Source organism: Porticoccus hydrocarbonoclasticus MCTG13d, assembly GCF_000744735.1.
GTDB lineage: Bacteria > Pseudomonadota > Gammaproteobacteria > Pseudomonadales > Porticoccaceae > Porticoccus > Porticoccus hydrocarbonoclasticus.
Window position 1 is genome coordinate 1,951,084 of record NZ_JQMM01000001.1, and the last position, 12,637, is coordinate 1,963,720.

The window sequence follows — 12,637 nt, forward strand, 5'->3', positions numbered from 1 at the left end:
AAATTCCCAGAGGATAGTATTCGAGGATTCAGCCCGGCTCCGGGGTGGTCAACCACTTCAGTTCAGCACAACCTCGGCTGAAAGCCGTAACATCAAGACAAGCCAGTGAACTGGTGGTCATTGACCACCCCAAACCAGTCTGATCTGTCAAATACTCAAGAATTTTGCCAATTAGAGGCTGGTGACCAAGCAACAGTACCGCTTCTTCCAACATGGAACCCACACGGCTTTCAACGGCAGCCACACTGCTTTCGGGACGTAGCACATCATCAAACAACAGTGGTCCCTGATAATTCAGTGTTTCCGCCAAAACTGTCATCGTTTGCTGGGCACGAAGAACCGGGCTACAGAGCACTAAAGCAAGCCCGGACAGTTCCGTCCAGTGCTGCGACAACACAGATTCGAGGTCTTTTTTGCCCCCAGCCGACAATGACCTTTCACCGGCCATGCCACTATAGGGTGCATCACCGTGTCGCAATAGGTAAATCAGCACCGGCTTTTACTACTCGCTTTTTTCCTTTTGAGCATCATCAACTGATGCAGCTTCCGCTCCAGATTTCTGACTGACAAAAGAGGGCACATCCTCATCTGAAGCAGAGGAATACTCCTCAGCAGGTATTTCGTCCACTTCTGCGTCCGCCCAGTAATCCACCACAGAGGCCTGAGTTTCAGGCCAATCTGTAAAGGGATAGGGTTTTTCCTCAGAATTGTAGGTGAGAAAAAGAACCGTCTGACAGACCCATTGAGCAGTGCCCTGCCCCAATGTTCTGAGATTACGGTTGTCCTCCCCACTAACCAATACCACCAAAAACTGGATGATAGTAACGATCAGTACAACAAAACGTGCGACTACTAACAACATGACAAACAGAATCATATAAAGCAGCCGAATCCAAGTATCGACATTTAATACATTGACCTTAAACGTCTCTTTCATGACATTCCCCTGCAGTAAACTCAACATCGGTACTTTGCTCAGCGAGCATCAGACTACTGAGCACCTCACTGACCGGCTTTTTATTGAACATGGTTTCATAGAGAGCGCTGACCAGAGGCATATAAATACCCAATTCTTCAGCCTCCTGTTTGATGATTTTGGTGGTGTTGACGCCCTCCGCAACTTGCCCTACTTTTGCAACTGCTTGATCGAGTGTCAAGCCCTCACCCAGTGCAAAGCCTATCTGATAATTCCGGCTCAGCGGGGAAGTACAGGTAACGAATAAATCACCAACCCCGCTCAGCCCCAGAAAAGTCATCGGGTTCGCTCCCAGCTTGGCGGCAAACCGGCTCATTTCTGCAAGACTGCGGGTAATTAATACACTGGTGGTATTTTGTCCCATTTTCATGGCTGCACCCATACCGGCAGCGATCCCATAGATATTTTTTAAAGCACCGGCCAACTCCACACCAAATCGATCGCGGTTGGCATAAACGCGAAAATAGGGAGAGCCCAGCAAGACTTGCACTTCCTTACATAAGCGCTCATCGTCGCTGGCAATAACTGTAGCTGTGATGGCTCTGTTAACGATTTCCTTGGCAAGATTGGGTCCACTGATGACCCCAACCCTAGTCTCTGGAAGTTCCTCTTCAAGGATTTCACTCATCAGCTTGAATGTGTTGGCTTCAATCCCTTTGGCAGTGCTGATAACCATGGCCTCGGGAGCAATATACTGTCTGGCGTCTTTCGCTAAAGTGCGAAAGGCGGAACTGGGGACAGAAAAAAATATAACCTCAGCCCCCTTTAGGCTTCCATGAAGGTCACTGGATACTTGTAGATTCTCGTGTAACTGATAGCCAGGAAGATAGAGGTGGTTTTCACGTGTTTGGCGGCAGCGTTCAACATTCTCTTCATCCCGCATCCACAAAACCACATTGCGACCATTGGTCGCAATCATATTGGCAATGGCGGTACCAAATGTACCGCCACCCAGAACTGCAATTTTTTGTGGTGCCACCATGCTTTCAACTTCTGATTATCGTTGTTTTCGGGATTATAGGTTGAAGCTGGGGAGCACGGCTATGATGCTCCCTCAAACAACAGCTGGTTGAGTCGGCGAACGAAGAGGCTGGGATTGTCCAGTTGATCACCGGCAGACAGCACAGCCTGATCGTAAAGCAGTGACACCAGATCAGCACATCGTTCTGTATCTTCTTCCTTGCTCAGCTGATTGATAAGCGGATGATGGACATTGATCTCGAGTGTCGGTTTATCTGTAGGAACTGGCTGCCCGGCTGCCTCCATCAATTTTCTCATTTGCGGACTCAATGCATCCTCAGCATACACCAGACAGGCAGGAGAGTCCGTCAATCGTCTGGTTTCCCTGACAGTTTCGACCTTGTCACTCAGGCAACTGGCAATTTTGTCGATAAGCTCTGATGAGGCCTGTTTTTTCTCACCGTTACTATCTTTATTCTCCGAGTCGTCAGTAAGAATGGTATCTTCCAGCTCTCCTTTCGCAATATCCTGCAGTACCTTACCCTCAAACTCATGAATATGGGAAATCGTCCATTCATCGAGGCGCTCGGTCAACAAAAGCACTTCTACATTCCGCTTGCGGAAAACCTCAAGGTAGGCACTGTTACGGGCTGCAATCATATTATCTGCCACAAGATAGTATATTTTTTCCTGCCCTTCCTTCATGCGGGACAGATAATCTGCCAATGAAGTGGTTTCCTTTTCATCTTCTGTCTTGGTCGTAGCAAAACGAAGGAGTCCCGCAATCCGCTCACGGTTCGCATAATCCTCTGCCGGCCCCTCCTTCAAAACGGTACCGAACTCCTTCCACATTTTGTCATAGTCATCCGGTGACTCTTTGGCCATCTTGTCCAGCATATCCAGCACGCGCTTTACCAGTGCGGAACGAATGGAGTCCACAGCGGGACTGTGTTGTAGAATTTCCCGCGAGACATTCAGTGGCAGATCGTTGGAATCCAGGACCCCTCGAATAAAACGCAAGTATGAGGGTAGGAACTGCGAAGCATCATCCATTATAAAGGTGCGCTGAATGTACAGTTTCAGCCCCCGGGCAACGTCACGATTATAGAGATCAAAAGGTGCATGTCCCGGCACATAGAGCAGACTTGTGTAATCCAGCTTGCCCTCGACCCGGTTGTGAGACCAGACCAGCGGCTCTACAAAATCATGAGTGATGTGCTTATAGAACTCTTTATATTCCTCGTCGGTTATCTCATTGCGCGGGCACGTCCACAGGGCAGACGCTTTATTAATCACTTCATATTTATAAACCGGCGCTTCCGCATTTTCATCTGCATCAGGGTCCGGTTTTCTGACAGCTACGGGAATACCGATGTGGTCTGAATATTTTTTGACGATATTGTGCACCCGAAGCTGACTGGCAAATTCCAGTGCATCATCTTTTAAATGCAAGGTAATGGAGGTGCCTCTGGACGGCTTTTCTATATCTTCGATGGTGTATTCAGCTTCCCCTTCACAGGTCCAGCGCACAGCCTGATTCAGGTTAGCACCTGCGCGACGCGTTTCTACAACAACTTTGTCAGCGACAATAAACGCAGAATAAAAACCGACACCAAACTGGCCGATCAACTGGGCATCTTTGCGCTGATCTCCCGAGAGCGTGTTTAAAAATTGAGCTGTACCGGATTTGGCAATCGTACCAAGGTTCTCAATCACCTCCTCCTTCGACATACCGACACCATTATCATGCAGGGTGATGATACCCGCGTCGGGATCCAGATCTATTTTGATCTGCAGGTCACTATCGCCATCGTAAAGTTCATTATCGGACAGAGCCTCGAATCGCAATTTGTCTGCGGCGTCTGAAGCATTTGAAATCAACTCCCTGAGAAAGATTTCCCGATTACTGTAGAGGGAGTGAATCATCAGGTGCAGAAGCTGTTTGGCCTCTGTTTGAAAACCGTGGGTTTCAACAGTCATGGCTGCCATTGTCTCCTTGTTACAAAGTTAAAAGCGAAATGTTTTTTGGCTGGTGCAGAAATGGGGGCACTAAATCAAAAATCAAGCACACAACGCTCAAATTTCGGGCATACATCAACGTTTATTCCCGGGAAAACCAATATGACTGGGTTTGATGGGGCCAACAAAAAAGGCGGCCCATCCAGACCGCCTTTTTGAATAACCAAGCAAACCAATACTACCAGCCTGTGACGTCCTTCAGGCCATTACCGATCTCCGCCAAACTGCGCACTGTTTTGACGCCCGCATCTTCCAGAGCAGCAAACTTTTCATCCGCCGTACCCTTGCCACCCGCAATAATAGCGCCCGCGTGGCCCATTCGTTTCCCAGCCGGGGCGGTCACACCAGCAATGTAGGATACAACCGGTTTGGTAACGTTATGTTTGATGTACAGGGCAGCTTCTTCTTCAGCAGTACCACCAATCTCGCCAATCATGACAATCGCTTCAGTGGCCGGGTCTTTTTCAAACAGAGCCAGAATGTCTATAAAGTTGGAACCCGGTATCGGATCTCCACCGATACCCACACAGGTGGACTGACCAAATCCGGAGTCTGTCGTCTGCTTGACCGCTTCATAGGTCAGGGTGCCAGAGCGGGATACAATCCCCACCCTACCCGGCAGATGAATGTGACCGGGCATGATGCCAATTTTGGATTCACCTGGCGTGATCACACCGGGGCAGTTTGGCCCGATCAATCGCACACCCAATTCATCACACTTAACTTTGCAATCGAGCATATCCAGCGTGGGAATACCTTCTGTAATACAGACAATCAATTTGATTCCCGCATTGGCAGCCTCAAGAATGGAATCCTTGCAAAAAGGTGCCGGTACATAGATAACTGATGCCTCGGCAGCCGTCTGGGCAACGGCGTCAGCCACTGTGTTAAACACTGGCAAACCGAGGTGGGTTGAGCCACCTTTACCCGGTGTAACGCCACCCACCATATTGGTGCCGTAGGCAATCGCCTGCTCGGAGTGAAAGGTTCCCTGACCACCGGTAATACCCTGACAGATCACCCTGGTCGATTTATTGATCAAAATTGCCATTACTGGTTACCCTCCGCTGCTTTTACCACTTGCTCCGCCGCATCAGTAAGGCTGGTGGCCGCAATAATATTCAATCCGCTGTCAGCAAGAAGCTTGGAGCCAAGCTCGGCATTATTGCCTTCCAAGCGCACCACTACAGGAACCTTCACGCCCACTTCTTCAACGGCACCGATAACGCCCTCCGCAATCAGATCACAGCGAACAATGCCACCGAAAATATTGATCAAAACCGCTTCGACCTTGTCGTCAGAGAGGATAATTTTAAAGGCCTCAACCACGCGTTCTTTGGTCGCACCACCACCTACATCAAGAAAGTTAGCTGGTTGACCTCCGTGCAATTTGACAATATCCATCGTCCCCATGGCGAGACCGGCACCATTCACCATACAGCCGATATTTCCGTCCAGGGCCACATAGTTGAGATCCCATCTGGCGGCGTGGGCCTCGCGGGCATCTTCCTGAGAGGGATCGTGCATACCCTGCAGTTTTTTCTGACGATACATGGCATTGCTGTCGATATTAATCTTGCCGTCGAGACAATGCAGACTGCCTTCGTCAGTGATGACCAGGGGATTAATCTCCAGCAATGCAAGATCATAATCATGGAACAATTTTGACAGGCCAAGAAATAGCTTGGTGAACTGTTTAATCTGCTCAGCGTTGAGGCCCAGCTTAAAACCCAGTTCACGAGCCTGGTAGGGCTGTGCTCCTGTGAGCGGATCAATTATCGCCTTGAGAATTTTCTCTGGGGTTTCTTCCGCAACCTTCTCGATTTCAACGCCGCCTTCTGTCGAGGCCATAAAAACCACGCGACGGGTTGATCGGTCGATGACGGCACCAAGGTATAACTCCTGGGCAATGTTTGTGACAGACTCAACGAGAACCCGGCTTACAGGTTGTCCACTACTGTCTGTCTGGTACGTCACCAGACGATTACCCAGCCACTCCCGGGCAAAGGCTTCAATTTCTGCTCTGGATGTCACCAGTTTGACACCCCCCGCTTTACCCCTGCCACCAGCATGTACCTGGGCTTTTACCACCCAGCGGTCACCGCCAATCACATCAGCAGCGGCAACGGCTTCCTTGACCGTTTCTGCTGCGATGCCCTCGGATACTGGCAGACCATACTCAGCAAATAGCTGCTTTGCCTGATATTCGTGAAGGTTCATTGTCATTCCCGTTCAGTCGGTTAAGGATAATAAATAAGAAAACTCCGCAGATCGTAGAGAACTGCGGAGTTATAAGACAAAAACTATTTCCGTTTCTTGCGGTTCGGTATATGAATGGCGTGACCATTAACTGCCAGTGCCGCCTCGTGCACCGACTCTGATAGCGTCGGGTGTGCAAAGACCGTCATACCGATATCTTCTGCACTCGATCCAAATTCCATCGCAATCGCCACTTGCTGCACAAGATCCGCTGCACTTGGACCGACGATATGGCAACCGAGGATACGATCTGTTTCAGCGTGAGCAATCAGTTTTACCATCCCTTCGCTGTCATTTGCTGCCAGCGCGCGACCGCTGGCAACGAAGGGAAATACACCAATATTGTATGGCTCGCCCGCTTGCTTCAGCTGTTCTTCAGTTTTGCCAACAGAGGCAATCTCCGGGTGCGTATAGATGACATTGGGTACGATATCGTAATTCATCTGGGTTTTTTGACCCGCAATACGCTCGGCGACCATGATACCTTCCTCTGAACCCTTGTGGGCCAGCATCGGTCCTCGTACCACATCACCTACAGCCCATACCCCAGGCGCATTGGTGGCACATTTTTCGTTGACAAAGATAAAGCCACGCTCATCGAGGTTGACTCCGCAATCGGGCGCCAAAAGCCCTTCAGTGAAGGGTCGACGACCGACACAGACTATCAATTTGTCAAAGGTCTCTTTGACTTCTTCACCGTCACTGTTCTGATAGGTGACAACAACCTCTTTTGTTTTCACATCGCTGCCAGTAACCCGGCAACCCAAACGGATATCCAGCCCCTGCTTGGTAAATATCTTCAGTGATTCTTTAGCAATTTGCTGATCCATGATAGAGAGGAAATCCGTCATTGCTTCGAGGAGCACAACCTTGCTACCCAGGCGATTCCACACACTCCCCAACTCCAGCCCAATTACTCCAGCGCCAATCACGCCCAATCGCTTTGGTACTGCCGTCAATTCGAGGGCACCAGTGGAATCGAGAATAATTTTGCCGTCAATGGGAGCCACTGGTATGTTGATGGGCTGAGAACCTGTTGCAATAATCACGTTATCAGCAGCGAGTATTTGTTTACCGCCTTTGTGATCCGTCAACTCAACTTCTTTCCCAGACAACAACTTACCTGTGCCGAACAGCGAAGTAACGCCATTACTTTTCAATAAACCTGCAATACCACCCGTGAGCTGCTCCACAATTTTGGTTTTGCGCTCAATCATCGCTTTTACATCGATTTTTACGCTCGTGGTGCTGATACCATGAACAGACAATTCACTTTTTGCCTCATGGTATTTATAAGAGCTATCCAGCAATGCTTTAGATGGAATGCACCCAACATTCAGGCAGGTACCTCCATTAACGCCTTCGCCCTTGGCATTTTGCCACTTTTCAATACACGCAGTCTTAAGACCCAGCTGGGCGCAGCGAATAGCCGCAACATAGCCGGCGGGACCAGCCCCAATCACGATGACATCATATTTTTCTGTCATTACAAATCCTATTAAATTCAATTAACTAAGAACTATATCTCAAGTAATATCTTAGCTGGATTTTCGATCATTTCCTTTATCGCCACAAGAAACTGTACCGCTTCCTTGCCATCGACCAAACGGTGGTCATAAGACAAAGCAAGATACATCATTGGGCGAATAACCACCTGACCGTTTTCAGCCACTGGGCGCTCCTGAATTTTGTGCATACCCAATATTGCCGTTTGCGGAGGGTTCAGGATTGGAGTAGACAACAGTGAACCAAAAACGCCTCCATTCGTAATCGTGAACGTGCCACCTGTCATTTCTTCAATCGATAGCTTGCCATCACGAGCCTTTCCACCAAACTCAGCAATTGTGCTCTCAACATCTGCAATGCTCATTGTGTCGGCATTACGGAGTACTGGCACTACCAGGCCCTTATCGGTGGAAACCGCCACACCTACATCCTGATAACCGTGATAAACAACATCGGTGCCATCAATAGAGGCATTTACGGCAGGGAAACGTTTCAGGGCTTCAGTCGCCGCGCGGACAAAGAAACCCATAAATCCGAGCCGGGTACCATTGTGAATTTTGGAGAATGAATCCTTGAACTCTGTACGCAAATTCATGATTCGGTGCATGTCGACTTCATTGAAGGTCGTCAACATTGCGGTCGTTTGAGTCACCTGAACCAGACGCTCAGCAATGCGTGAACGCATACGTGTCATAGGTACGCGCTTCTCGACCCGATCCCCATCCGCCAGAGGGGGCAGGCTCGCAGCAGGTGCTGGTGCACTGGCAGGTGCTGGCTGCTCAGGAGAAGCTGTTGGTTGAATGGCGACAATATCCTCTTTGGTTATTCTGCCATCTTTCCCGCTTCCGCTGACTTTTTGCAGATCCACACCCTTTTCTTCAGCTAGCTTCCTAGCTGCAGGGCTGGCAATTTTTTCGTCACTTGACTCTTTACTGCTATCATCAGGCTTTGCTCCTGACTCTGCCTTCGCTTCTGGCTCAGACTCCTTTTCCGCTGCTGGTTTCGCAGAGCTGCCCCCGGCAGTGACGCGTGCAATGACCTCGTTGCTCTGAACAACATCTCCCTCAGCTTTCAAGACCTCATCCAGTGTTCCATCTGCGGGAGCAACCACTTCGAGAACCACTTTGTCCGTTTCAATATCAACCAGCAACTCGTCCCGGGTAACGGAATCCCCAGGTTTTTTATGCCATGTAGCAATATTTCCCTCCTGAACGGATTCAGGGAAAGTAGGTGCCTTAATTTCAATGCTCATTTTTTATCATTTCCTTGGTCAAGGATGGTTTTTGGCGGCTAAAAGCTCAACGCTTCATTAACAAATTTTGCCTGTTCCTCAAGGTGTGCCGACATGTAACCCGCAGCCGGCGCTGCTGAGGCAGGACGACCGACATAACGAAGGGCTAAATCCCCATTATAACGATCGAGTACACTGCGCATATGATGTTGACTGCTGTACCAGGCGCCCTGATTGATGGGCTCTTCCTGACACCAGACCACCTCTTCTAAACTGGTGTACTCACTGAGCACATTTAACAAGTCTTCATCGGGAAATGGATAGAGCTGCTCGATACGCACCATGGCAATATCGTCAATTTTGCGCTCCATCCGCTCCTCCAGCAGATGGTAATAAACTTTTCCTGAACACAAGATTAGACGGCGCGCCTTCTTCGGCGCCACCTCTCGCTCGGGAATCACTGGCATAAAATGCCCATCGGCAAGATCTTCCAGAGAGGAAGTTGCAAGCTTGTGCCGAAGTATCCATTTTGGACTCATGACTACCAGTGGACGACGCATTGGCCTGATCGCCTGACGTCGAAGCATATGGTAGACCTGAGCAGGGGTCGTCGGAATGCAAACCTGAATATTGTGCTCGGCACAGAGCTGTAGAAAACGCTCGAGCCTGGCTGATGAGTGTTCCGGGCCCTGCCCTTCATAACCGTGTGGCAACAACATGGTGAGGCCACACAAACGTCCCCACTTGTGTTCACCACTGGTGATAAACTGATCGATGACGACCTGGGCACCGTTCGCAAAATCCCCAAACTGCGCTTCCCATATCACCAGACCAGAGGGTGCCGTTGTAGAATAGCCGTACTCAAATGCCAGAACAGCCTCTTCTGACAGAAATGAATCATAGATATCGAACTGGGGTTGATTTTCTGAAAGATGCTTGAGCGGCGTGTAGGTTTCGGCATCTTTCTGGTTATAAAGCACTGCGTGACGGTGAGAGAATGTACCGCGGCCGATATCCTGGCCAGTCATACGAATAGGGTATCCCTGCTCTAATAGTGTTGCATAAGCCAGAAGTTCCGCCATGCCCCAATTCAGCTCCAAAGCCCCAGCCGCCATTTTCAGCCGGTCGTCGTAAATTTTTTCCACCTGTCGCTGCAACACAATACCTTCCGGCACCCGACACATTCTGGTTGCCAGATCTTTCAGCTTGGCCAATGGGTAAGACGTATCCGCTGGTGTTACCCATTCGTGCCCCAAATAGGGAGACCAGTCGACAAACAGTGCATCATCTGGCTCTGAGACCAGCTTGTTCACGACGTTATGTCCCTTGTCCAGAATGTTCCGGTAATCTGCAAGCAGATTGTCTGCAGCAGACTCATCAAGCACACCTTCACTTGCAAGCCTGTCAGCATAAAGGGCCCTGGTGGTTTTGTGCTTCTTGATAACCTTGTACATCAGGGGCTGGGTAGAAGATGGCTCATCAGTTTCGTTATGGCCTCTGCGACGGTAGCAGAACAGGTCAATAACAATATCCCTCTTGAACTGATAACGGTAATCTGCAGCTAGTGAGGTAGCGAACATTACCGCATCTGGATCATCTGCATTAACATGAATGATCGGGGCCTGAACCATTTTTGCCACATCGGTACAGTATTCCGTCGAACGGGCATCTTCCTTGCGGCTAGTCGTAAAACCTACCTGATTATTAATTACGAGATGAATGCTTCCACCCGTTTTGTAGGCGCGGGTCTGAGACATCTGGAACGTTTCCATCACCACACCCTGGCCAGCAAAAGACGCATCGCCGTGGACAATGACAGGGACGACCTGGTCGCCCTCTGGATCTTCCCTACGGTCCTGACGCGCTCTGGCCGAGCCCACGACTACCGGAGAGGCAATTTCCAGGTGGGAGGGGTTGAAAGCTAGCGCCAGATGCACTTCTCCGCCCGGCGTCATGACATTCGAAGAAAAACCCTGGTGGTACTTCACGTCCCCCGAGGTATCAACATGCCGCTTGCCCTCAAATTCAGCAAACAGATCAGCCGGGCTTTTGCCCAATACGTTCACCAGAACATTAAGTCGTCCGCGATGGGCCATGGCCAGTACAATTTCTTTGGCACCGTACTCCCCGACCCTTTCAATCAGGCCATCCAGCATGGGAATCAGTGATTCTGCGCCCTCCAGACCAAATCGCTTGGTACCGGGATACTTGGAGTCCAGATGCCGCTCCAGCCCTTCTGCGGCTGTCAGTCGCTGCAATACGTGTTTCCGCGTTTCAGTATCATAAACGGGCTTCGAACGGACGCTCTCAAGACGTTGCTGAAACCACTGCTTTTCGGCCAAATCAGTGATGTGCATCAGCTCAACACCAACGTGGCGACAGTAAGTCTCCTCCAAAGCAGAGATAATCTCCTTCAGCGTGGCTTCCTGCTTACCGATGAACAACGTGCCACATTGAAAGGTCGTATCAAGATCGGCTTCCGTCAAACCATGGTAAGAAAGTTGCAGATCTGGAACCGTCTCCCGCTTCATTATGCCCAAAGGATCAAGGCTTGCTTGCTGATGACCGCGGTTGCGGTAGGAACTAATGAGATGGAGTACTTTAACCTGCTTCCGCTCATGTTCTATATTGACGCCACCGGAACCAGGTGCGGGAACAGGCCTTGCCCTGCGACGACCGAGCAACTCAAAGTGCTCCTGAATAGTCGCATGGGATACATCAAGCCCATTATGTCCGTTAACACCGGGAAGTGAGCTGAAGAAAGAGCGCCACTCGTCAGGCACTGCATTCGGGTCGTGTAGATAGGTTTCGTACAAACCTTCGATATATGCAGCATTCCCACCGGAAAGATGAGAAGTGCGCAAAAATTGCTGCATGATGCTTTCAGGCATCGAAATGTTTCCTGTAGTCAGTCAGATCACAAAATCACCAAGACTCCCCCCCAGGGAAGCCTTGGCAGATTGTACTGTAATGTACTTTAAGTAGCACTTCTCAGTAGCATATTTCTGATATGACCAATTGCTTTAGTTGGGTTCAACCCTTTGGGACAAACCGCCACACAGTTTTGAATTCCGTGACAACGGAAAACACTAAACGGATCGTCCAGATTGGCAAGTCGTTGCTCAGTATCCGTGTCACGGCTATCCACCAGAAAACGATAGGCCTGTAGCAAGCCTGCAGGCCCGATAAACTTGTCCGGATTCCACCAGAAAGAGGGACAACTGGTAGAACAGCATGCACACAGGATACATTCATAGAGACCATCAAGCTTGGCTCGATCTTCCGGAGACTGCAGGCGTTCAATTGCGGGCGCCGGCTGGTTGTTTACCAGATACGGTTGAATCTTTTCATACTGGGCATAGAACTGGCCCATATCGATTACCAGATCCCGAATAACTGGCAAGCCAGGCAGCGGGCGAAGTACCAACTTGTCATTTTTCACTGCTGCCGAGAGCGGCGTAATACAAGCCAAGCCATTCTTACCATTGATATTTACGCCGTCTGAACCGCAGACACCCTCACGGCAGGAACGGCGGTAAGACAACGTTGAATCCTGCGCTTTGAGCTGCTCTAAAACATCTAGCACCATCACATCCTTGCCGGCAGTATCCACTTCATAGTCCTGCATGTATGGGGCTTCGTCCGTTTCAGGATTGTAGCGATAAATACTAACTTTCAACATGGTT

At 49.8% G+C, this 12,637-nt stretch carries 10 protein-coding genes; all 10 read right to left on the reverse strand.

What is annotated here, in order from left to right; genetic code table 11:
• Nucleotides 1-28 precede the first annotated feature (28 nt).
• Complete coding sequence (locus U740_RS09325) at nt 29-493, reverse strand: SixA phosphatase family protein (RefSeq protein WP_036860381.1); 465 nt, start codon at nt 491-493, stop codon at nt 29-31.
• A 9-nt stretch (nt 494-502) separates the two neighbouring features.
• Nucleotides 503-937, reverse strand: coding sequence for a DUF4389 domain-containing protein (locus U740_RS12055; RefSeq protein WP_081890905.1), 435 nt, complete (start codon nt 935-937; stop codon nt 503-505).
• Nucleotides 921-1,958, reverse strand: a complete 1,038-nt coding sequence (locus U740_RS09335) for an NAD(P)H-dependent glycerol-3-phosphate dehydrogenase (RefSeq protein WP_036860382.1) — start codon at nt 1,956-1,958, stop codon at nt 921-923. The genes U740_RS12055 and U740_RS09335 overlap by 17 nt, the downstream gene beginning before the upstream one ends.
• 59 nt (nt 1,959-2,017) lie before the next feature.
• Nucleotides 2,018-3,916: a molecular chaperone HtpG gene (htpG, locus tag U740_RS09340; RefSeq protein ID WP_036861809.1), complete on the reverse strand. Its 1,899-nt coding sequence runs from the start codon at nt 3,914-3,916 to the stop codon at nt 2,018-2,020.
• A gap of 217 nt (nt 3,917-4,133) precedes the next feature.
• Nucleotides 4,134-5,006 (reverse strand): succinate--CoA ligase subunit alpha, encoded by an 873-nt coding sequence (sucD, locus tag U740_RS09345; protein ID WP_036860383.1) that lies wholly within the window; start codon nt 5,004-5,006, stop codon nt 4,134-4,136.
• Nucleotides 5,006-6,175, reverse strand: coding sequence for an ADP-forming succinate--CoA ligase subunit beta (sucC, locus tag U740_RS09350; protein WP_036860385.1), 1,170 nt, complete (start codon nt 6,173-6,175; stop codon nt 5,006-5,008). The genes sucD and sucC overlap by 1 nt, the downstream gene beginning before the upstream one ends.
• A gap of 83 nt (nt 6,176-6,258) precedes the next feature.
• The gene (gene lpdA / locus U740_RS09355) at nt 6,259-7,701 is read right to left on the reverse strand and encodes a dihydrolipoyl dehydrogenase (protein ID WP_036860386.1); all 1,443 of its coding nucleotides are present in this window, start codon (nt 7,699-7,701) and stop codon (nt 6,259-6,261) included.
• A 32-nt stretch (nt 7,702-7,733) separates the two neighbouring features.
• Complete coding sequence (gene odhB / locus U740_RS09360; protein WP_036860388.1) at nt 7,734-8,972, reverse strand: 2-oxoglutarate dehydrogenase complex dihydrolipoyllysine-residue succinyltransferase; 1,239 nt, start codon at nt 8,970-8,972, stop codon at nt 7,734-7,736.
• Between the two features lie 38 nt (nt 8,973-9,010).
• Nucleotides 9,011-11,842 (reverse strand): 2-oxoglutarate dehydrogenase E1 component, encoded by a 2,832-nt coding sequence (locus tag U740_RS09365; protein ID WP_036860389.1) that lies wholly within the window; start codon nt 11,840-11,842, stop codon nt 9,011-9,013.
• 86 nt (nt 11,843-11,928) lie between these two features.
• The gene (locus U740_RS09370; RefSeq protein WP_036860390.1) at nt 11,929-12,633 is read right to left on the reverse strand and encodes a succinate dehydrogenase iron-sulfur subunit; all 705 of its coding nucleotides are present in this window, start codon (nt 12,631-12,633) and stop codon (nt 11,929-11,931) included.
• Between the last annotated feature and the right edge of the window lie 4 nt (nt 12,634-12,637).